We start from the raw sequence: 20,027 nt of genomic DNA, 5'->3' as shown, positions 1-20,027 counted from the left end.
TCACGAAGAGAATGTGAGATGTGGGAGCGTGAGGGGGTGAGTGAGAAGAACGTCGAAACCCTGCAATACCGCTTTGACGGGCCGGAAGAGGCCCCGGTCCTCGTCATGGGGACCTTCCTCGGTGCTACATGGCACATGTGGGACCGGCAGATACCGGAGCTCACCCAGCACTGGAGAGTCTTCCGCTTCGACCTCCCCGGCCACGGCGGCGCCCCCGCCCACCCCGCGACCGCCGTCACCGAACTCTCCGACCGGCTGCTCGCCACTCTCGACGGGCTCGGCGTCCAGCGCTTCGGGTACGCGGGCTGCTCCATCGGCGGCGCGATCGGCGCCGACCTCGCGCTGCGCCACCCGCACCGGGTCGCCTCGCTGGCACTGGTCGCCGCCTCGCCCCGGTTCGGCAGCGCCGACGAGTTCCGCCAGCGCGGGGTGGTCGTCCGCACCAACGGCTTGGAGCCGATGGCCCGCACCGCACCGGAGCGCTGGTTCACCCCGGCCTTCGCCGCCGCCCAGCCGGCCATCGTCGAGTGGGCCGTCCAGATGGTCCGCACCACCGACCCCGGCTGTTACATCGCCGCCTGCGAAGCCCTCGCCGCCTTCGACATCCGTGGCGAACTCGGCCGCATCACCGTTCCGACCCTCGTACTGGTCGGCGCCGAGGACCGGGTCACCGGACCGGGCGACGCCCGCACTCTGGTCGCGGGCATACCGGACGCCCGGCTCGCCCTCGTCCCCGGCGCCTCCCACCTCGCCCCGGTCGAGCAGCCCGGAGCCGTCACCGATCTGCTCCTCACCCACTTCTCCACGGCCTGGCAGGACACCCTCGCCGCCATCCCCGTCCCGCCCTTCGCCCCGCAGCTGTCCACCCCGGTGCTGCCCGTCGCGGAGATCACCGCAGCCACACCGCAGCCCGAGACCGGGACCACCGGACGTGCCGACCCGTACGAGCCCGGCATGAAGGTGCGCCGCGAGGTGCTGGGCGACGCCCACGTGGACCGGACCATGGCCGCCTCCTGCGATTTCACCGACGACTTCCAGGAGCTGGTCACGCGCTACGCCTGGGGCGAGGTCTGGACCAGGGAGGGCCTGGACCGCCGCACCCGCAGCTGTGTCACGCTCACCGCGCTGGTCACCTCCGGCCATCTGGAGAGCCTGGCTGCCCATGTCAGGGCCGCGCTGCGCAACGGCCTCACCCCGGCCGAGATCAAGGAGGTGCTGATGCAGACCGCCGTGTACTGCGGCGTACCGGCCGCGAGCGCCGCCTTCTCGATCGCCCAGACCGTGATTCAGGAAGAAACGACGCCCCGCCCGTAGCAGGATGAGGCCATGGACACCGTGAACCCCATGCACCTCACACTGACCAAGAAGACGCACTCCTGCATCCGTCTGGACAAGGACGGGCGGACGCTCGTCATCGACCCGGGCGGCTTCTCGGAGCAGGACGCCGCCGTCGGCGCCGAGGCGATGCTGGTGACGCACGAGCACCTCGACCATTTCGACGAGGGGCGGCTGCGCGCCGGTATGGAGGCCAATCCGGCCGCCGAGATCTGGACCCTTCGCAGCGTCGCCGACCAGCTCTCGGCGGCCTTCCCCGGCCGGGTCCACACCGTCGGCCACGGCGACACCTTCTCCGCGGCGGGCTTCGACGTACAGGTGCACGGCGAGCTGCACGCGGTGATCCACCCGGACATTCCGCGGATCACCAACATCGGCTTCCTGGTGGACGGCTCGCTCTTCCACCCGGGCGACGCGCTCACCGTCCCCGACCAGCCGGTCGACACCCTGATGCTCCCGGTGATGGCCCCCTGGAACAAGATCTCCGAGGTCATCGACTACGTACGCGAGGTCAAACCGCGCCGCGCCATCGACATCCACGACGCGCTGCTCACCGATCTCGCCCGCCCGATCTACGACACCCAGATCGGTAGCCTCGGCGGCACCGACCACGGCCGGCTGACCCCCGGGGATTCGACCGGCCTGTGACCGCCGCCGGTCCGGCGACTGTCAGTGGGAGCCGCTAGGTTTACGTACATGCGCATCGCCACGTGGAACGTCAATTCGATCACCGCCCGGCTCCCGCGGCTGCTGGCCTGGCTGGAGAGCACCGGCACGGATGTGCTGTGCATCCAGGAGACCAAGTGCACAGCCGAGCAGTTCCCGGCGGACGAGCTCCGCGAGCTCGGCTACGAGTCCGCGGTCAACGCCACCGGCCGGTGGAACGGGGTCGCGCTGGTCTCCCGGGCCGGCCTGTCCGACGTCGTCCAGGGACTGCCCGAGGGTCCCGAATACGAGGGGGTGCAGGAGCCCCGGGCGATCTCGGCGACCTGTGGCCCGGTCCGTGTCTGGTCGGTGTACGTGCCCAACGGCCGCGAGATCGAGCACGCGCATTACGCGTACAAGCTGCGCTGGTTCGAGGCCCTGCAGAAGGCCGTCGCCGCAGACGCCGCCGGCTCGCAGCCCTTCGCGGTCCTGGGCGACTTCAATGTGGCCCCGACCGACGAGGACGTCTGGGATCCGGCGCTGTTCGAGGGCGCGACCCACGTCACTCCGGCCGAGCGCGCCGCCCTCGCCGCTCTGCGCCAGGAGGGCCTCTCCGACGTCATGCCGCGCCCGCTCAAGTACGACCGCCCCTACACCTTCTGGGACTACCGGGAGCTGCGCTTCCCGAAGAACAAGGGCATGCGGATCGACCTCGTCTACGGCAACGCGCCCTTCGCCGCGGCGGTCAAGGACAGCTACGTGGACCGCGAGGAGCGCAAGGGCAAGGGCGCGTCCGACCACGCCCCGGTGGTCGTGGACCTCGACCTCTGACGCCTCGGCCGTCGGCCGTCGTTGTCAGTGGTCGCCGATACGGTGGTCGATGTCCTTATCCCGCTTGCTGGCTGCTTGCTGTGACCAGGACAGCCCCGCCCGTTCAGCGCCGGGCGGGGCTTCTTCATGGCCGGTCAGACCGCAGGAACTCCGTCGCGACTTCGGTCGGCGGCCCGGTGCATCCCCAGTGACGCCCCGGCGGTGCCCAGCGCCAGGACCATCAGAAGTGCGCTCACCCACAGCGGTGAACGGAAGCCGAACCCCGCGTCGATCGCGAGCCCGCCGAACCAGGGGCCGAGCGCGCCGCCCACATTGAACGCCGACGTGGCGAACGAGCCGGACAGGGTCGGTGCGTCGGCCGCCAGCAGGAACACCCACGAGATCAGCGCCGTCCCGGTGCCGAACGCAAGCATGCCCTGGACGAAGACGAGCGCGACCGTCGCCAACGGGCTTTGCGCGGTCAGCGCGAACCCGGTCCAGCCGACGGCGAGCGAGAACAGACCGGCCGTGGTGAGGGCGACCGGCCGGGTGTCGATGATCCGGCCGGCGACGGTGACCCCGACGAACGAGCCCAGGCCGAACAGTGCGAGCAGGGCGGGCACCCAGGCGGCACCGAGTCCGGTGACATGGGTGGCGAGCGGCTCGAAGTAGGAGAACGCGCAGAACGTCGCCCCTTGCACGAGGGCGCTCGTCAGCAGGGTCAGCAACAGCCGCGGACGGGCCAGGGCCCTCAGTTCGTCGCGTGCGGGTGCGGGGGTGGACTCCGGCCGTGCCCCCGGAATCGTCCTGGCGATCACGACGACGGCCGGCACGGAGACGAGGGCCACGGCCCAGAACGCCGACCGCCACCCCCAGTGCCCGCCCAGCGCGGCACCGGCGGGCACCCCGGCCACACAGGCGATGGTGACGCCCCCGACCACCACGGACGTGGCGCGCGCCCGGGCCCCGGGTCCGACCATGGAAACCGCCGTCACCAGGGCCACGGCCCAGAAACCGGCATTCGCCAGCGCACCGACGACCCGCGTCGCGAGAAGCACCCCATAGCTGGGGGTGAGTGCGCCGATGACATGGACGGCGCTGAAGACACAGAGGAAGAACAACAGGGCACGGCGGCGCGGCCAGTTCCGGCTGAAGAGCGCCATCAACGGCGCCCCGACGACCATGCCGATCGCGAAGGCCGAGGTGAGCAGCCCCGCGGCCGGAATGGATACGTGGAGGTCGGCGGCGATGTCCGAGACCAGACCGGACAGCATGAACTCGGATGTGCCCTGGGCGAAGACGGCGAGCCCGAGGGCGTAGACAGCAAATGGCATGAAGAAACCCCATGGACGGCTGATGGATGGACCAGGCAGGGGTGTGGGCCGCGCCCGCCCGTCATGACGAGCGGCAACACGGAAGAACGTCCGGGGTGTTCAAGGACGGGACTCGACAACTCGGCAGGCGCCGGAGCCGGAGAATCTGCGCACGAGTGCGTCACGAGCGCATACGGGAAAGCGCAGCCCACACGGCGGTGGTCCTGCGGCGGCAACTCGGCGACAGTGAACCCACGACCGGTACTCGGCCGTACGGGATCAACTCGACAGCGGATCAGCCACCGGTGGACCGGTGGCTAGTCTCTGTCGGACTCGGGGCTGGACATGATCGCGAAGCTACCAGCTCGGATATCCTCGCTGCCACCCCTTACTAGTCGTCGCGCACGCCGGAGCCCGGTCCACTTCCGATGGGCCGGGCTCTGGCGTGCGTTGCGTGCGTCACTGATCGGTGGCGTTGGCGGCAGTTCATCAATCGGTCTCATTACTGAGGTTGAACTCGTGATGTCGTGACCGGCCTGATGGTCAGGCCGGCCTGAGCAACGACACGACATCACGAGTGGGCGGCAACCGGGCCTGAGGGGCCCATGCCGCCCAGCGTGGCGGTCAAGGTCTCGTCGTCACTTCGTGAAGACGAGACTGACGTTGTGTCCGCCGAACCCGAACGAGTTGGCCAGCGCAGCAGACCACTGACCGGTGCGCCGCTCACCGCGCACCACGTCCAGTTCCATGCGCGGGTCGAGTTCGTCGAGGTTGCGCGTGGCCGGCACCGTGCCGTCCTTGAGCGCGAACAGAGCTGCCATGGCGCCAACCGTTCCGGACGCGCCCATCATGTGACCTGTCATCGACTTCGTCGCCGTCACCGCAGCGTGGCTGCCGATCACTCGGCCGATCGCCTCGGCCTCCGCCAGGTCACCGGACTCCGTCGAGGTGGCGTGGGCGTGCACGACCCCGATGTCCGCCGGGGCCATGCCGGCGTCGCGCAGTGCCAGTTCCATGGCGAAGGCCTGGCCTTTCGCGTCGGAGGCCGTGATGTGGCTCGCGCTCGAACTCACGGCAGTGCCGGCCAGCGTGCCGTAGGCACGTGCTCCACGGGCCCGGGCGAACTCGGCGCGTTCGAGCACCATCATCCCCGCGCCCTCGCCCATAACGAACCCGGACCGCTTGACGTCGAACGGGCGGGACACGGTCTCTGGGTCCACGGACTGCGTCGACAAGGCCTTCATCTGGGCGAATGCCGCGATGGTGAAGGGGTGCAGGCATGCCTCCACCCCACCTGCGACGACCACGTCGGCCCGCCCGCTGCGGATCAGATCCTGCCCCAGGGCAAGGGCCTCTGCCCCGGACGCACAGGCACTCACCGGAGTCCTGGCGCCTCCCTTCGCGCCCAGGTCCATGCTCACCCAAGCAGCCGGCCCGTTGGGCATCAGCATGGGGACCGCGAACGGCGACAGCCGGCGAATCCCGGCGCGTTCGAAAACGTCGTCCTGCCCCAGCGTGGTGAGGACACCACCGGTCCCAGTACCAATGACGACGGCGAATCGTTCCGGCTCGACCTGCGGAGCACCGGCGTCCTGCCAAGCTTCGCGCGCACTGAGGATGGCGACCTGCTCACCGCGGTCCAGCTTCCTGGCCTCGGCCCTCGGAAGCAGGGAGGCAGGGTCCACCGTGAGCCCGGCCGCAACGTGCACGGGCAGGTCCGCGGCCCACTCCTCCTCCAGGAAACGCACCCCCGACTTACCGTCCAGCAGCCCCGACCACGACGACGGCGCATCGGCTCCCAGTGGCGTCATCGCGCCGACGCCCGTCACCAGCACACGACCGTTGGGGGTCATGCAAGCCTCCTTGAATTGTTTAGATGCTACATAGTGCCTGACTTGCCCTCATGGGGATCATGTCAGTGTTCAGAAGGGAAATCGGGATAGGAGTCGATCGATTCGAAAGCGAGAGATTGTCCTATTCCAACAATTAACGAGGTTGAACTCGTGGTGTCGTAGAAGCTGACGGCTGGTCACCTGCTGGGGTATCACCGGGGCGTGAGGTATCCACAAGGGGGCGGGTTGTCCGCCGACCGGCAGGAGTTCCGCGAGGCGTTGCGGCTCCAGGCTGCGGATCGGTTCGCCCTGGGTGAGGCGAGTGCGGTGATTGCAAAGGACCTGCGGGTCAGTGTCCGGTCGGTGCAGCGGTGGCGGCGGACGTGGAACGAGGGCGGTCCGCGGGCTCTGCGGTCGCGGGGGCCGGTGTCGCTGCCGAGGCTGAGCGAGGCACAGTTCGCGCAGCTGGAGGCGGAGCTGGCCAAGGGGCCGGCCGCGCACGGCTGGGAGGACCAGCGGTGGACGCCGGCGCGGGTCAAGACGGTGATCGGGCGGCGTTTCCACCTGGCCTACACGATTCAGGGCGTGCGCAAGCTGCTGGTGCGCAACGGCTGGTCCTGCCAGGTGCCTGCCCGACGAGCCGTGGAGCGGGGCGACGAGGCGGTGGCCGGGTGGGGCAAGGAGGTGTGGCCGTGCGCGGAAGGCTCGCGGCGGCCCGTGGGGCCTGGCTCGTCTTCGAGGACGAAGCCGGATTCTCCATGACGCCGCCGCAGGCGAAGGCCTGTTCACAGCGCGGCCGGACCTCGGTGGTGCGGGTCCGCGGCCGGTCTCGCCGACGGGTGTCCATTGCCGCGCTGACCCGCTACAAGCCTGTCCACCGGTCCCAGCTGATCTACCGGCCGCGCCCGGACGACGACCGGCGCGACGGACGCAAGAGCTTCTCCTGGCGCGACTACCGGGACCTGCTGATCGCCGCACATCAGCAGCTCGGCGGCCCGATCGTGCCCATCTGGGACAACCTCAACGTCCACAAAGCCGCAGGCCTGCGGGAGTTCGCCGCATCCCGGGACTGGCTGACCATCTACTACCTGCCACCCTGCGCACCCGACCTCAACCCCGTCGAAAGGATCTGGTCCCTTCGACGCGGATGGCTCTCCAACGTCGCCTTCAGCACCCCCGAACACCTCGTCCAGCGCATCCGACGCGGCCTACGGCACATCCAGTACCGCAGCCACCTCATAGACGGCTGCCTCGCCGAGACCGGCCTGACCAACAGGGGCCGACACCGACGTCGACGATGCCCCAGTCCGGGGTGGGCTGACGGCGCGGCTTCTCGCTCGGCTGCTCCCGGTCCCGCGGTTCCTCGACTTGCTGCTCCTTGCCCCGCTGCTGCGCTCGTTCCTGCTGCTCGACGGCGGCGATCTGCTGCCGGACCCGGTCGAGGGAACATGGCGAGCCACGTTTCCAGGGTGCGAAGGCGGGGCAGGCCGGGCGGCAAGTCGTTCACGTGTTCGATATTACGGGCCAATTGGATCGGGAGTCGCCCTGACCATCGTGGCCGACGGTGTCCTGTGCCACCGGACTTTTGATCGTGTGCCACTGAACTTTGACCACTGCTCGGTTCGTGCCATCGATTGACCGCCCAGGCCGGGACGGTCGAGCTACCCCTGCGCGGAGACCGCATGCGGCGAACCGGCACCCGCTCCCAGCCCGCCCGCGGAGTCGGTTCTGGAGCACGGAGCCGTCGGGCCACCGTCTCGCCAGCTCGTTCTCGGGGCGCTGACCTGCACGGTCATTTTTCGATCACGCAAAACAGTGGGTGTCCCGTCCGGTCGGAGCTTGATCATTGCCAACCAGGGGTGACCTCGTCGATTCGATCCCTACGACGTCGACTGGCTCGACTGCGTGTCTGTCTCTTTGAGCTGATACAGCGCGGGCACGGAGACCTTGATCGGCTCTTGGGTGGTCCGAGCGATCACGACGACTGCGGGCTCATTCGGGTCGGGGTTCTCCTCTCGGTGCGGGACGAACGGGGGGACGAGGAAGAAATCGCCCGGGTTGGCGGCGAGCCGTACCTCCTGTGTGCCGTCGTGGTAGATGAACACGGGGTGACCACTGACCACGTAGATACCAGCCTCCGAATCGCCGTGATGGTGGTTGTCCGTCGAGCTCAGCGGCGGGTTCTCCACCAGACCCATCCAGAGCTTCTTCGAGCCGACCGTGCCTCCGCTGATGGCGGCGTAACCGTCCAGTTCACCAGATGCCACGTGGTGGACGCGGTTGTTGATCGGCGCGCGGTCACCAGAGTCCGGTGCGGGCCCGGCGCCTTCATGGGGAGTCATTGTGCAGCCTTTCGGATTCGATTGCCTTGGCCGGAACCAGACTGCAACTCCCGTACTGAAGCGGGCAATTACTCTTGCTGTTCCGGCAAAGTGCACGCTTCCGGCATATGGGAATCCGATCAGACTTCCCTGCGTTCTTCCACGGGACTGGGCGAGCCCTTCGCACTTCTGCCGCTTGTGGCTTCCATCGATTGGCTGCCCGACGCCCCACGACGACTCGTCTGTCAATTAGGGATTGCGAACGATCGCTACGTAGGGAATCGACAGCGAGGTCGTCCGTCGGGAGGCATCAGCACACCGCACGGAGGCGCCATGGCCGCGATCTGGGCCGGCATCGACGCAGGCAAGACCCACCATCACTGCGTCGCGATCGACGAGAGCGGCCGTCGGCTGCTGTCGCGACGCGTCGCCAACGACGAACCCGAACTGCTCGAACTCCCAGCCGACGTTCTGGCCCTGGGCGACGAGGTCACCTGGGGCATCGATCTGGCCGACGGCGGAGCCGCCCTGGCCATCGCGATACTCCTCAACCATGAACAGTCGGTGCACTACATCTCCGGCCGGGCCATCCGCCGCGCCTCCGAGAGCTACCGCGGCGAAGGCAAGACCGACGCCAAGGACGCCGCCGTCATCGCCGGCCAGGTCCGCATCCGCCGCGACCTGCACCCCTTACGCGCCATCGACAAGACCGTAACCGATCTCAAGATCCTGACCGGCCGCCGCATGGACCTGGTCTCCGACCGCACCCGCACAGTCAATCGCCTCCGCAGTCAGCTCACAGGCATCGTTCCCGTCCTGGAGCGTGAGCTGGACCTCACCAACACCGGCCCCCTCACTCTGCTGACCAGCCACCAGACTCCGGCCGCCCTCCGCCGGATCGGCAGAAAACGGCTGGAGACCTGGCTCCGCAACCGCAAGGTCCGCAGGGCTGATCAGCTCGCCGAGACAGCTGTGCAGGCCGCCCACCGGCAGCACACCAGTCTGCCCGGGGAGAAGCTGACCGCCCAGATGGTCCACACGCCGGCGAAGGAAGTGATGGCCCTCAGCCAGCAGGTCGCGGAGCTCGACAAGCTCATAGCGGTCCGGTTCCGCGACCACCACACCTTCGAAGTGATCACCAGCCTGCCCGGACTGGGCGTCATCCTCGGTGCCGAGTTCCTGGCCGCCACCGGCGGCGAAATGAGCGCCTTCGGCACTCCCGCGGGCTGCTACTCGCCGAGGAGCGCGGCGACTGTGGTGTCGAGGGCTGCGGCGATGCGCCACAGGTGGCTGATTCGCGCGTCGGACCTGCCGCCTTCGATGCGCTGGATCGTGTCGCGGGAGATGCCAGTCCGATGGGCGAGCTGCTCCTGGGTGAGGTTTTGAAGCATGCGCCGGTCGCGGATGCGGTCGCCGAGGGTGCGGCAGTGTTCGAGGATCCAGGGCGGCAGGCACTCGACAAGCGTTGTGACCTGCAAGTTCATACGTCAGCGGCTATTCCGGTATTTTTTGATCACGAATGATTGCCGTATTCGCTGCAAGGCGGGCTGAAACCGCCCTGCGGCCTCCTGGTATATGCCGAAGAGTTACCAGTACTGGCGTAGATTCGAACGTTCGTTCACTCGAATAGGTGACCAACGAGAGACGATTTCCGTCGTTGGTCACATTGCCGGTCTCGGGCCGCCATCCACACCCCCCAAGGTGCAGCGACCCAGGGCCGGTTTTGTGTCATGGTGGGCTGATGTTCGCACTTCGCTAAGTTGACGCGGTGGGAGCCGAGTGGGAGATGATCATGGTGAACGTGAGCGAACTGACACTAACTGGAGCTGGCTACTCGACGCCGCCTGTGTGTGATGCCGCCCAGGTCAGGTCCGTATTCAGCGGCAACGCACCAAAGGGGAACCGATCATGAACATCCCCTTCTTGGACAACTGGCGTAAGCGTCACGACGGTACGCGAGGGGCGGGGCTCGCGGCCGCCGTCGCGGCTGATCCTGAGGGCGTGGCCGAGCTCCTTGCCGAGTGCGAGCTGCTGCGCGTCCGGGCGGGGCAGCGGGGACTCGAACTCGATGACAGTCCGGCCTCGTTGGCGGCTCTCGACCAGTTGCCGCCGCGCTGGCGCGACGATCCCGAGGAGCTGCCCTGGCTGGGCAACGACGCGGGGCTGTACCTGGGCACGGTTCTGGTGCGCAACGTCCCCGGTGCGGTCTGGAATATCTGGCCGAGCGGACAGCCCGTGGTGCGGCTCACCTCGGGGCGGGAGATCGATGTGGTCGAGGCCGGGCTGGACTGGGCGATGGCGGGCAGTCCCGAGCTCTCGCAGGTGTACTCGGAGTCGGCCGAGGGGTAGGACTTTCACTAAAACTAGATAGGATGCCTTATGCCCCATTTGTGCGTGTCGGAGGTGAAGCCCCTTTTCGCGCTGGATAGTTTGCGCTGACCTCGACATAGCGACAAGTGGGTGGGGCAGCGTATGGCCGTCGATCCGTTGATCGAGCTGCGGGACGTCAACAAGTTCTACGGGCAGTTGCACGTATTGCGGGACATCAATCTCACCGTCGGCCGCGGGGAGGTGGTGGTGGTCATCGGCCCCTCCGGCTCCGGTAAATCAACGCTCTGCCGGACCATCAACCGGCTGGAGACGATCGAGTCGGGTCACATCGCGATCGACGGCAGACCTCTTCCCGAGGAGGGGAAGGGGCTGGCCCAGCTCCGGGCCGAAGTGGGCATGGTCTTCCAGTCGTTCAACCTGTTCGCGCACAAGACCGTGCTCGCCAATGTGTCGCTCGCCCAGCTCAAGGTCCGCAAGCGGAAGAAGGACGACGCCGACCGGCGTTCCCGGGAACTGCTGGAGCGGGTCGGACTCGCCTCGCAGGCAGAGAAGTTCCCCGCCCAGCTCTCCGGCGGCCAGCAGCAGCGGGTGGCCATCGCGCGCGCCCTCGCCATGGACCCCAAGGCACTGCTCTTCGACGAGCCCACCTCGGCACTCGACCCGGAGATGATCAACGAGGTGCTGGAGGTCATGCAGCAGCTCGCCCGGGACGGCATGACCATGGTCGTCGTCACGCACGAGATGGGCTTCGCCCGCTCAGCCGCCAACCGCGTGGTCTTCATGGCCGACGGCCGCGTCGTCGAGGACCGCACTCCCGAGGCGTTCTTCACCGCTCCCGAGAGTGACCGCGCCAAGGACTTCCTGTCCAAGATCCTCAAGCACTGACGGGGAGCTCCGTGTTGCGTACGAGAAGAGTTCTGGCCGCCTGCGCCGGTCTCCTGCTGGCCGTGCTCGCCGCCGGTTGCGGCAAGGAGGGTAGCCCGCCGGTGAAGGGCCCGAAGCCCGAGCAGCTGCCCGTGTACAAGGTCGACACCAGCTTCCGGCTGCCCGAATCACCGACCTGGAAGAAGGCGAAGAAGCGCGGATACCTCCGGGTCGGGGCCAAGGAGGACCAGCCCTACCTGGGCGAGAAGGACCCGGCCACCGGCGTCTACTCCGGCTTCGACATCGAGATCGCCAAGATGATGTCGGCCTCACTCGGCTTCGACCCGAAGACGATCCGCTTCAAGACCATCGCCTCCGCCAACCGCGAGACGGCGCTTCAGAACGGCCAGATCGACTACTACGTCGGCACCTACACCATCAACGCCATGCGCAAGAAGCTCGTCGGCTTCGCCGGGCCCTACTTCATGGCCGGGCAGTCGCTGCTCGTCCGCACCGACGAACACGACATCAACGGCCCTCAGGACCTGGCCGGCAGGACGGTCTGCTCGGCGGCCGGATCGACCCCGTACCAGCGCATCGCCGCCGACTACCCGAAGGCGATCCTGGTCGCCTACGACACGTACTCGATCTGCGTCGACAACCTGCTGACGTACCAGGTCGACGCCGTCACCACCGACGACGCGATCCTGCTGGGCTTCGCCGCCAAGGCGCCCAAGGAGCTGAAGGTGGTGGGCAAGCCGTTCTCCGAGGAGCCGTACGGCATCGGCGTCCCGCGCAGCGACAACGCGCTGCGGTTCGCCCTCAACGACGCCCTGGAGGCGAACGAGAAGAACGGCAACTGGAAGAGGGCGTTCGAGGCCACGCTCGGTCTGTCCGGGGTGCCCGCGCCGACTCCGCCGCCCATCGACCGCTACCCGGCGACCTGAGAGGGCGGGCATCGACCATGGACGTACTCACGCAGAATTTCTCGTTCTACGGCAAGGGCTTCCTCGGCACGGTCGAGCTGACCGTCTACTCCTCGATCCTGGCCCTGCTACTCGGCTTCTTCATGGCCTCCTGCCGGGTGGCTCCCGTCGGCTCGCTCCGGGTGCTCGGCACGGTCTGGGTGACGGTGCTGCGCAACACTCCGCTGACGCTGCTCTTCTTCGCCGTCCTGCTCGGACTGCCGCGCTTCGGCCTGGTGCTTCCCTTCAAGGTCTTCGCGGTCCTCGCGCTCGGCTGCTACACCTCCGCGTTCATCTGCGAGGTGCTGCGCTCCGGTATCAACACCGTGCCGACGGGGCAGGGCGAGGCGGCCCGCAGCCTCGGTATGACGTTCGGCCAGACGCTGAACAACATCGTGCTGCCGCAGGCGTTCCGTTCGGTGATCCCGCCGATCGGCTCGACGCTGATCGCCCTCGCCAAGAACTCGGCGATCGCCGGGGCCTTCAGCGTCACCGAGCTGCTCGGCACCTACAAGACCCTCAACGAGCTGGGTTACAGCATCATCTGGACCTTCGTCTGGATCGCCGTCGGCTACCTGATCATCACCCTGTCCATCAGTGCGCTCTTCAATGTGCTGGAGAAGCGCTGGGGAGTCGCCCGATGACCACCCACACCACGCCGTCCCCCACCGCGCTCTACGACATCCCGGGCCCGGTGACCCGTAAACGCCACCGCTTGTACGGGATCGTCTCGACGGTCCTGATCCTCGCCCTGGTCGGCTGGGTCATCTATCTGCTCTTCGACACCGAACAGTTCACCAGCGCCAAATGGACGCCCTTCGAGTACAAGGGCATTCAGGAGCTGCTGCTGCGCGGACTGGGCAACACCCTCAAGGCGTTCGCGTACGCCGCCGTGCTCTCCCTCGTGCTCGGGGCGGTGCTCGCCGTCGGCCGGCTCTCCGACCACCGGGTCGTGCGACGGGTCTCGACGCTTCTCGTCGAGTTCTTCCGGGCCATGCCCGTACTGGTGATGATCTTCTTCATCTTCGTGGCGCTGAAGGTGCAGCCGCTGCCCGCGCTGGTCACCGGTCTGACCCTGTACAACGGCTCGGTGCTCGCCGAGGTGTTCCGCACCGGAATCAACTCGGTTGAGCGCGGCCAGCGCGAGGCCGCGTACGCCCTGGGGATGCGCAAGACGCAGGTCACCACGTTCGTACTGGCCCCGCAGGCGGTGCGCGCCATGCTGCCCACGATCATCAGCCAACTGGTGGTGGCGCTCAAGGACACCTCACTCGGCTATCTGATCACCTACGAGGAGTTCCTCCACGCGGGCAAGCTCATCGCCTCCAACCTCGACTACGATCTTCCCTTCATCCCCGTGGTGATGGTGATCTCGCCGATCTACATCGGGATGTGCATGCTGCTCTCCTGGTTCGCGACCTGGGTGGCCAAGAAGGAGCGGCGCAATCCGAAGACGAAGGCCGTGGAGGTCGCACCGGCCGAACCAGGAACGCTGCTGCCGGGAGTGCAGTAGCCGGGACCCGCTGCGAAGCGGTCCCCGAGGAGCAGTGCCCGCCCGGCAGCAGCCGGTGATCACTTCTCGCGCAAGGGAACGGACACGTACGACGGGTCCGCCTGGGGCGAGGAGAAGGTCAGCTGCGCGCCGGCCGGGTTGTGCTCGATGTACAGCGGGTCGACGGTGTCGATCACCAGGGTGAGTCGGTGACCGGCCGGGACGTCGTAGGCGGTGGAGAACAGCTCCAGGTCCACGGGGAACGGCCGGTCCGGCGTCTGCCCGTGGAAGGTATAGGGGGCGTTGCTGACCAGCTTGCCGAGGCCGAGCGGCCCTTCGTCGTAGAGATACGCGGCGAAGGTGCCGCTCTCCTTGTTGCTGGTCAGTGTGGTGTGGAGCCTGGCCGTGCCCCGGATGTGCTGCTCCGACGGATACTTCTCGGACTGCCAGACGCCTGCGAACGTACGGGGCAGCAGCGGGATCGAGGCCAGCGGCGGCAGCTTCACGAACTGGTCGAGGGCGTTGGACAGCATGGTGATGCCGCCGTTCGCTCCCGAGTCGGCGTTCGCGTAGATCTTCTGCGTGCCGCCGAGCGAGATCCGCTCCTTGGCTGCGCCGACCGACTTCCAGTCCGGATAGCCCTCGTAGCCGCCGTCGTTGCGGGACTTGAGCTGGACCGGCAGTTCCTGGTCGATGCCGTTGCGCTCGCCCTTGAGGTAGCGGTCGAACCAGCGGTGGGCGTCGGTCCAGGTGTCATTGGGCAGGCCGAGCAGTCCGGTGGCCTCTGCGGTGGCGTGGTCGCCGGGGCGGAACTCCAGGCGCTTGGGGCCGCTGAGCTTGTCGTAGAACGAGGCGTACTGGTTGGGCGGGAAGATCGTGTCGCCCCAGGCGTTGCCCATCATGATGGCGGCGCCGTTGGCGTTGATCTCGTCGAGGTAGGTGGCGGGGGAGCGCTTCTTCCCCCAGGCGATCATGTCCTGTTCCTTGGCGAGGTCGGAGCCGAGGAAGTCGGTGAGCGTCTGGTTCAGTTCGTCGCTCGGGCGGCCGGTGAGCAGGCCCATGCCGCCGAGGAGGGCGGCGGCCTGGAGGTGCTGGGTGCGGCCGCTGTAGATGGAGCCGATGAGATCGGCCCAGCCGCTGAGAGCGACCACGGCTTTGATCCGTTTGTCGTGCCCGGCGGCGAGGAGGCTGATGCCCGCGCCGTAGGAGACCCCGCCCATGCCGATGCGGTCCGGGTCGGACGAGGTGTTGGCGAGGGCCCAGTCGATGACCGAGGAGGCGTCCGCGAGGTCGGGCGGGCCCGCGACCTCGATCCTGCCGCCGGAGAGCCAGAAGCCCCGTGAGGTGTAACTGACCACCACATAGCCGGAGTCGGCGAGCTGCTGGGCCTGGGCAAGGTACTCGACCTGCGGCAGGCCCCAGCTCGTGGGCAGCACGATCAGCGGGTGCTTGTCGCCGGGCTCCGTACCGGCGGGCGTGAACACATTGCCCTTGAGTGTGATCCCGCCGGAGCCGGGGATGTCGTAGAACTTCAGGCTCGGCGCGGCCGCCGCCACGGCTGCGGCGGCGGGCCGGGCGGCGGCGGCCGAGGCCGCGCCGAGGGCGGCTCCGGCGATCAGGACGGTGACTGTTCCGAGGGAAGCGGCGGTGCGCAGGGCCGGGTACAGGCGTGCCACGGGTCACTCCTCACACGTGTCGATGCAAAGTGACCCGACGGTAACCCTGGCTCCTTACTTGAGGTAACTCGCCGGTAAGTTACGTGAGGGTAACGATTGTTGGATGTGGTGTCAGCAGTGTGGCGCGGCTGTGCGGCTCACTGCAGCGCGCTCTTCGCCTGCCAGTCGGGCCATGTCACATTCCATGCCCCGTACCCATTTCCCTCCGCGACCGTGCCCTTGGCGTCCGCGCCGGTGATCTCGAACGGGTCGCCGACCCGCACCTGCTGGTACAGCGAAGCGGCGTTGGCGTCGCTCATCCCGACACAGCCCGAACTGTGGTTGGCCACCCCGAAGTAGGCGGCGTTCCACGGCGCGGCGTGCGCGTACATCCCCGACCAGGTCAGCCGCATCGACGAGTCGACCATCTTGTCGTAGGCATCGCCCAGGCCGACTGTCTCGGAGCGCATGTTGATCGTGCCCTCCTTGGCCATCAGCACGGCCGTGCCGCGCCAGGACGCCTTCTCGCCGCCCGGGGTGCCGGCCGACATGGGCACGTCCATGACGGTCTTTCCGTCCCGCTTCAGCGCCAGCCGGTGGCGGTCGAGGTCGACCTTGACCGCCTGGTCGGCGCCGATGGTGAAGGTGGTCCTGTAGTCGCGGACGAACCAGCCGCCGGACGGGCCCGAGTCGATGCCGTTGAGATCGGCGTCGAGCGTGACCTTCGTACCGGACTTCCAGTACCCCTTGGGTCGCCAGTCGACGCGGTCCTTGCCGGAGTAGTCCTGCAGCCAGCCCCAGGAGCCCTCGGTGTTGTTCGAGGTGGAGACCTTCAGTGCCTTCTCGACTGCCGCCCTGTCCTTCACCGGGTGGTCGAAGACGACCGACAGCGGCTGCGCGATGCCGACCGTGGTGTTCTTGCCGGGGGCCAGCGTCAGCTTGTTGACCTTGTCGGCCTCGGCGGTGGTGAACCCGGCCTTGTCACTGCCGCCCTCGGTGTCCTTCGCCTCGACGCTGTACGTGGTGCCGGGCGCGGCCACCCGGTCCGACGTCCAGGTCCTGCCGTCGGCGGATATCAGGCCGGTGAGCGCGTCCCCCTCGGCCGCGCTCACCGTGACCGTCTTCAGCTTTCCGGCGTCGAGGGTCACCTTCACCGGCTGACCGGGGGTGGCCCCGCCGCCCTGGAGGTTCACCGAGATCTTGGTGTCGTGCGCTGTCGCGTTCCCGGCCGCGTGCCCCGATCCCTTGCCCGAGTCCGACGCGGCGCCGCCGGAACAGGCGGTGAGCGTGGCGCCGAGCACCGCGGTACCGGCGATCAGGGTGAGCCGGACCGGGCGGACGGGCGGGGCGGCACGGCGTACGCGCCGGCGTGCAGAGAACAACGGAAAAACCTCCAAGGCATTGCTTCTCGTCGGTGGAGAGGTATTCACCCGACGATAGGTTCCACAAATCGGCTGAAAGCCGGGAAATCCCATGTGTGACATGTACCGCAGCGCAACGGTCATCGTCCGGTCACATTCGCCGCTCGGCTCCGTCACGGACCGCTGTGAGCATCCTGTGCAGCCCCGCGGAGCCGACAGCGGGGCGGATCAGGGAGGGCCACGAACATGTCAGCGCTGCTCGCGACCGGAGACCGCAGCCATGAACAGGAACCGCGGATACGTGGCCTGACCGCCGCCGAGCACCGGGCCTTCGTGTCCGCCCGCATGGAGGCAAGCTTTCTGCAGTATCCGTCCTGGGCCGGAGTGAAGGACCAATGGACCTCCGAAATGGTCGGCTGGCACGGCGACTTGGGTGAACTGACCGGGGCCGCGCTGGTGCTCTACCGGCAATTCCCGGGAACCCGCAAATACTTCGCCTATCTGCCCGAGGGCCCGGTGGCCGACTGGGCCGACCCCGACATCGACCGCTGGCTGCGGCCGCTCATGACACACCTTCGGAAGGCCGGCGCCTTCGCCGTACGGATCGGCCCCTCACCCGCGTACCGCCGCTGGGACACCGCCCGTCTCAAAGCCGCCACCGGACCCGGCAGGAAGGTCGGCGACGTACTCGCGACCGAGGTCGACCCGTTGGGCACGGCCGTCGCCGAACGGCTCCGGGCCCGCGGCTGGCGCCGATGTGGCGGCGACGCGGGCGAGGACGCCGACGCACAGCCCCGCTACGTCTTCCAGGTGCCGCTCGCCGGACGGACCCCCGACGAGCTCTGGTCAGGGCTCAACCAGGAGTGGCGCCGCAATGTCCGCAAGGCCCAGAAGGCCGGAGTGCGGATCGTCATCGGTGGCGCGGCCGAACTGCCGGAATTCCACCGCCTGCTGAGGATCACCGAGGAGCGCGACGGCTTCCGGCTCGGCCGCTCCCTCGCGTACTACCAGCAGCAGTACGCCGCACTCAACGCCGAACACCCCGGCCGGATGAAGCTCTACCTCGCCGTCCACCAGGGCGAGATCCTGGCCGCCCACACCATGATCAGCACCGGTCGGCGCGTCTGGTACCAGACCGGCGCCTCCGCCGACCACCGCCGCGAGGTCCGCCCCAGCAACGCGCTGCAGTGGAAGATGATGCTCGACGCCCACGCACTCGGTGCCGATGCGCACGACATGCGCGGGGTACCCTCCACCCTTGACCCCGACGACCGCCCCTTCGGGCTGCTCCGTTGGAAGCTCGGCACCGGAGGCCAGGTCGTCGAGACCCTCGGAGAGTGGGAGACATCGGTGGGCGGAGCTGCCAACAACACCCTGTACCGGGCGTTCCAGGCGTACCTGGCGCGCCGATGACGGCCACCGAGGCGGCCTCCGCGAAGGCCGCAGAGCGCAAGTCCGGCTCTGTACTGCGCAGCGGCGCCGTCATGGCGTCCGGCTCCATCGTCTCCCGGGCGACCGGCTTCGTACGCTCGGCGGTCGTCGTCGCCGCGCTCGGCACCGGACTCCAGGCGGACGGGTACACCGTCGCCAACACCGTGCCCAACATCCTCTACACACTGCTCATCGGCGGCGCGCTCAACGCCGTCTTCGTCCCCGAACTGGTGCGGGCCGCCAGGAACCATGCCGACGGCGGCGCCGCGTACACCGACCGGCTGCTCACCATCTGCACGATCGGGCTCCTCGCCCTCACCGCGCTCACGGTCGTCGGCGCCCCGTGGATCGTCTCGGTCTACGCCCCCGACTACCACGGCGAACAGGCCGATCTCACCATCGCCCTGGCCCGCTACTGCCTGCCACAGATCCTCTTCTACGGACTGTTCACCCTCCTCGGGCAAGTGCTCAACGCCCGCGACCGGTTCGGCGCGATGATGTGGACCCCGGTCCTCAACAACGTGGTGGTCATTGCGGTGTTCGGGATCTATCTGGCCGTCGCGGCAGGCTCCGACGGTACGTTGACCCCGGCACAGGCCCAGTGGCTCGGCTGGGGGACGACCGCCGGGATCGCGGTGCAGACGCTCGCCCTGGTGCCCGCGCTGCGCGCCGCGAAGTTCCGCTGGCGGCCGCGGTTCGACTGGCGGGGCAGTGGACTCACCCGGCCGCTGCGCGCGGCCGGCTGGCTCGTCATGCTCGTGGCTACCAACCAGATCGCCTACTGGGTGGTCACCCGGCTCTCCACCGCCACCGGTCAGCACGCCGTGGAACAGCATGTGCCGGGCGGCGTCGGCTACACCGCGTACAGCTACGCCTTTCAGCTGTGGGTGGTGCCGCACGGCATCGTGACCGTTTCGCTCGTCACCGCGCTGATGCCCCGGATGAGCCGGGCGGCGGCCGACAACGACCTGACGGGTGTCCGGCGCGATGTCTCGTACGCCCTGCGCACCTCGGCCGCGGTCGTGGTCCCCGCGGTCGCCCTGCTGTTCGCGCTGGCACCGTGGGTGATGGGGGCCGTGTACGGATACGGGCGCACCGGCGACGCGGACATCGCCGTGATGGCGGGGATGATGATGGCGTTCGCGCCGGGGCTGATCGCCTACTCCGGGCAGTACGTGCTCTCCCGCGCGTTCTACGCGATGAGTGACACCCGCACCCCGTTTCTCCTCAATCTGGTGATCGCGGCGCTCAACGCCGGGCTCTCGATTGCCGCGTATCTGCTGCTGCCGGTCCGCTGGGCCGTGACCGGGATGGCCGGGGCGTACTCGGTGGCGCTGTTCGCGGGATTCGGCGTCACCGCGTATGTACTGCACCGCAGGGTTTCCGGCAGCGATGCCGCCCGGCCCTCACTGATGCGTTCGCCCGGGCTGTGGGCGCAGCTCCGGCTGGTGGTGGCGTGTGTGCCCGCCGGGCTGCTGGGATACCTGGCCGCTCGCGCCTGCGAGGGGTCGGGGGACTTCGCCGCGGTGGGGGCGGGCGCTGTCGTGCTTCTGCTCACGGTGGCGCTGCTGGCACGGCCGCTGCGGCTGCGGGAGGTCAGTGCCGTGATCGCGGCGGGCCGGGGGCGGCTGCGGCGGGCGTGAGCCCCCGGCGCACATTCCGGTCACACCGG

Annotated in this window: 17 protein-coding genes and 2 pseudogenes; 13 read left to right on the top strand and 6 right to left on the bottom strand. The window is 68.3% G+C overall.

Annotated elements, in window-relative coordinates; translation table 11 throughout:
• The first annotated feature begins 18 nt into the window (after positions 1 to 18).
• The 3 genes from pcaDC to ACZ7IB_RS38835 are packed head-to-tail and all read left to right on the top strand — an operon-like array spanning position 19 to position 2,811.
• The gene (gene pcaDC / locus ACZ7IB_RS38845; RefSeq protein ID WP_470919235.1) at positions 19 to 1,314 is read left to right on the top strand and encodes a bifunctional 3-oxoadipate enol-lactonase/4-carboxymuconolactone decarboxylase PcaDC; all 1,296 of its coding nucleotides are present in this window, start codon (positions 19 to 21) and stop codon (positions 1,312 to 1,314) included.
• A gap of 12 nt (positions 1,315 to 1,326) precedes the next feature.
• Positions 1,327 to 1,983 (top strand): MBL fold metallo-hydrolase, encoded by a 657-nt coding sequence (locus tag ACZ7IB_RS38840; RefSeq protein WP_470919227.1) that lies wholly within the window; start codon positions 1,327 to 1,329, stop codon positions 1,981 to 1,983.
• Between the two features lie 48 nt (positions 1,984 to 2,031).
• Positions 2,032 to 2,811: an exodeoxyribonuclease III gene (locus ACZ7IB_RS38835; RefSeq protein WP_470919225.1), complete on the top strand. Its 780-nt coding sequence runs from the start codon at positions 2,032 to 2,034 to the stop codon at positions 2,809 to 2,811.
• A gap of 134 nt (positions 2,812 to 2,945) precedes the next feature.
• Here the strand turns inward: ACZ7IB_RS38835 and ACZ7IB_RS38830 are convergent, their stop codons facing one another.
• Together ACZ7IB_RS38830 and ACZ7IB_RS38825 are read right to left on the bottom strand one after the other, a co-directional pair.
• Complete coding sequence (locus ACZ7IB_RS38830) at positions 2,946 to 4,124, bottom strand: Cmx/CmrA family chloramphenicol efflux MFS transporter (protein WP_470919223.1); 1,179 nt, start codon at positions 4,122 to 4,124, stop codon at positions 2,946 to 2,948.
• A gap of 617 nt (positions 4,125 to 4,741) precedes the next feature.
• Positions 4,742 to 5,956, bottom strand: a complete 1,215-nt coding sequence (locus ACZ7IB_RS38825) for a beta-ketoacyl-[acyl-carrier-protein] synthase family protein (RefSeq protein ID WP_470919221.1) — start codon at positions 5,954 to 5,956, stop codon at positions 4,742 to 4,744.
• Between the two features lie 201 nt (positions 5,957 to 6,157).
• On the opposite strand from ACZ7IB_RS38825, the pseudogene ACZ7IB_RS38820 reads away from it, so the two are divergent.
• Positions 6,158 to 7,206 (top strand): annotated as a pseudogene (locus ACZ7IB_RS38820) (IS630 family transposase); the annotation flags it as partial.
• Between the two features lie 609 nt (positions 7,207 to 7,815).
• On the opposite strand, the gene ACZ7IB_RS38815 reads toward ACZ7IB_RS38820, so the two are convergent.
• On the bottom strand, positions 7,816 to 8,277 hold the full coding sequence (locus ACZ7IB_RS38815) for a cupin domain-containing protein (RefSeq protein ID WP_470919219.1): 462 nt from the start codon (positions 8,275 to 8,277) through the stop codon (positions 7,816 to 7,818).
• Between the two features lie 312 nt (positions 8,278 to 8,589).
• On the opposite strand from ACZ7IB_RS38815, the pseudogene ACZ7IB_RS38810 reads away from it, so the two are divergent.
• Positions 8,590 to 9,477: pseudogene (locus ACZ7IB_RS38810) on the top strand (IS110 family transposase); the annotation flags it as partial.
• Positions 9,478 to 9,485: 8 nt separating this feature from the next.
• Here ACZ7IB_RS38810 and ACZ7IB_RS38805 read toward each other — a convergent pair.
• Positions 9,486 to 9,647, bottom strand: coding sequence for a helix-turn-helix domain-containing protein (locus tag ACZ7IB_RS38805; RefSeq protein WP_470919233.1), 162 nt, complete (start codon positions 9,645 to 9,647; stop codon positions 9,486 to 9,488).
• On the opposite strand from ACZ7IB_RS38805, the gene ACZ7IB_RS38800 reads away from it, so the two are divergent.
• The 6 genes from ACZ7IB_RS38800 to ACZ7IB_RS38775 all read left to right on the top strand — a co-directional run bounded on the left by ACZ7IB_RS38800 (position 9,612) and on the right by ACZ7IB_RS38775 (position 13,929).
• Complete coding sequence (locus ACZ7IB_RS38800; protein ID WP_470919236.1) at positions 9,612 to 9,779, top strand: hypothetical protein; 168 nt, start codon at positions 9,612 to 9,614, stop codon at positions 9,777 to 9,779. The two genes, ACZ7IB_RS38805 and ACZ7IB_RS38800, sit on opposite strands and share 36 nt — an antisense overlap.
• A 385-nt stretch (positions 9,780 to 10,164) precedes the next feature.
• Positions 10,165 to 10,605, top strand: a complete 441-nt coding sequence (locus ACZ7IB_RS38795; protein ID WP_470919217.1) for a DUF6278 family protein — start codon at positions 10,165 to 10,167, stop codon at positions 10,603 to 10,605.
• Between the two features lie 123 nt (positions 10,606 to 10,728).
• A complete protein-coding gene (locus ACZ7IB_RS38790; RefSeq protein WP_470919232.1) occupies positions 10,729 to 11,472 on the top strand; it encodes an amino acid ABC transporter ATP-binding protein in 744 nt (247 codons plus the stop codon).
• Between the two features lie 14 nt (positions 11,473 to 11,486).
• Positions 11,487 to 12,398, top strand: coding sequence for a glutamate ABC transporter substrate-binding protein (locus ACZ7IB_RS38785; RefSeq protein WP_470919216.1), 912 nt, complete (start codon positions 11,487 to 11,489; stop codon positions 12,396 to 12,398).
• A gap of 17 nt (positions 12,399 to 12,415) precedes the next feature.
• Positions 12,416 to 13,060, top strand: a complete 645-nt coding sequence (locus tag ACZ7IB_RS38780) for an amino acid ABC transporter permease (RefSeq protein ID WP_470919215.1) — start codon at positions 12,416 to 12,418, stop codon at positions 13,058 to 13,060.
• Entirely contained in the window at positions 13,057 to 13,929 is an 873-nt protein-coding gene (locus tag ACZ7IB_RS38775; protein ID WP_470919213.1) for an amino acid ABC transporter permease, read from the top strand. The genes ACZ7IB_RS38780 and ACZ7IB_RS38775 overlap by 4 nt, the downstream gene beginning before the upstream one ends.
• A gap of 59 nt (positions 13,930 to 13,988) precedes the next feature.
• On the opposite strand, the gene ACZ7IB_RS38770 is transcribed toward ACZ7IB_RS38775, so the two are convergent.
• The gene (locus ACZ7IB_RS38770; protein WP_470919212.1) at positions 13,989 to 15,584 is read right to left on the bottom strand and encodes a CocE/NonD family hydrolase; all 1,596 of its coding nucleotides are present in this window, start codon (positions 15,582 to 15,584) and stop codon (positions 13,989 to 13,991) included.
• A 137-nt stretch (positions 15,585 to 15,721) separates the two neighbouring features.
• The gene (locus tag ACZ7IB_RS38765; protein WP_470919211.1) at positions 15,722 to 16,945 is read right to left on the bottom strand and encodes a L,D-transpeptidase; all 1,224 of its coding nucleotides are present in this window, start codon (positions 16,943 to 16,945) and stop codon (positions 15,722 to 15,724) included.
• A gap of 225 nt (positions 16,946 to 17,170) precedes the next feature.
• Here ACZ7IB_RS38765 and ACZ7IB_RS38760 point away from each other — a divergent pair, with 225 nt between their 5' ends.
• Positions 17,171 to 18,337: a lipid II:glycine glycyltransferase FemX gene (locus tag ACZ7IB_RS38760; RefSeq protein WP_470919210.1), complete on the top strand. Its 1,167-nt coding sequence runs from the start codon at positions 17,171 to 17,173 to the stop codon at positions 18,335 to 18,337.
• Positions 18,334 to 19,998 (top strand): murein biosynthesis integral membrane protein MurJ, encoded by a 1,665-nt coding sequence (gene murJ / locus ACZ7IB_RS38755; RefSeq protein ID WP_470919208.1) that lies wholly within the window; start codon positions 18,334 to 18,336, stop codon positions 19,996 to 19,998. Before ACZ7IB_RS38760 ends, murJ begins: the two co-directional genes overlap by 4 nt.
• The last annotated feature ends 29 nt before the right edge of the window (positions 19,999 to 20,027 follow it).

It is taken from the genome of Streptomyces sp. NPDC037301 (assembly GCF_055602785.1).
This window is presented reverse-complemented; position numbering and strand designations above follow the sequence as displayed.

Bases quoted from the DNA above. Each gene is read 5' to 3' on its own strand.
- ACZ7IB_RS38835 (WP_470919225.1), top strand. From the start codon at position 2,032: ATGCGCATCGCCACGTGGAACGTCAATTCGATCACCGCCCGGCTCCCG.
- ACZ7IB_RS38795 (WP_470919217.1), top strand. From the start codon at position 10,165: ATGAACATCCCCTTCTTGGACAACTGGCGTAAGCGTCACGACGGTACG.
- ACZ7IB_RS38805 (WP_470919233.1), bottom strand. From the start codon at position 9,647: ATGCTTCAAAACCTCACCCAGGAGCAGCTCGCCCATCGGACTGGCATC.
- ACZ7IB_RS38760 (WP_470919210.1), top strand. From the start codon at position 17,171: ATGTCAGCGCTGCTCGCGACCGGAGACCGCAGCCATGAACAGGAACCG.
- pcaDC (WP_470919235.1), top strand. From the start codon at position 19: ATGTGGGAGCGTGAGGGGGTGAGTGAGAAGAACGTCGAAACCCTGCAA.
- ACZ7IB_RS38815 (WP_470919219.1), bottom strand. From the start codon at position 8,277: ATGACTCCCCATGAAGGCGCCGGGCCCGCACCGGACTCTGGTGACCGC.
- ACZ7IB_RS38825 (WP_470919221.1), bottom strand. From the start codon at position 5,956: ATGACCCCCAACGGTCGTGTGCTGGTGACGGGCGTCGGCGCGATGACG.
- ACZ7IB_RS38840 (WP_470919227.1), top strand. From the start codon at position 1,327: ATGGACACCGTGAACCCCATGCACCTCACACTGACCAAGAAGACGCAC.
- ACZ7IB_RS38830 (WP_470919223.1), bottom strand. From the start codon at position 4,124: ATGCCATTTGCTGTCTACGCCCTCGGGCTCGCCGTCTTCGCCCAGGGC.
- murJ (WP_470919208.1), top strand. From the start codon at position 18,334: ATGACGGCCACCGAGGCGGCCTCCGCGAAGGCCGCAGAGCGCAAGTCC.
- ACZ7IB_RS38800 (WP_470919236.1), top strand. From the start codon at position 9,612: ATGGGCGAGCTGCTCCTGGGTGAGGTTTTGAAGCATGCGCCGGTCGCG.
- ACZ7IB_RS38775 (WP_470919213.1), top strand. From the start codon at position 13,057: ATGACCACCCACACCACGCCGTCCCCCACCGCGCTCTACGACATCCCG.
- ACZ7IB_RS38780 (WP_470919215.1), top strand. From the start codon at position 12,416: ATGGACGTACTCACGCAGAATTTCTCGTTCTACGGCAAGGGCTTCCTC.
- ACZ7IB_RS38790 (WP_470919232.1), top strand. From the start codon at position 10,729: ATGGCCGTCGATCCGTTGATCGAGCTGCGGGACGTCAACAAGTTCTAC.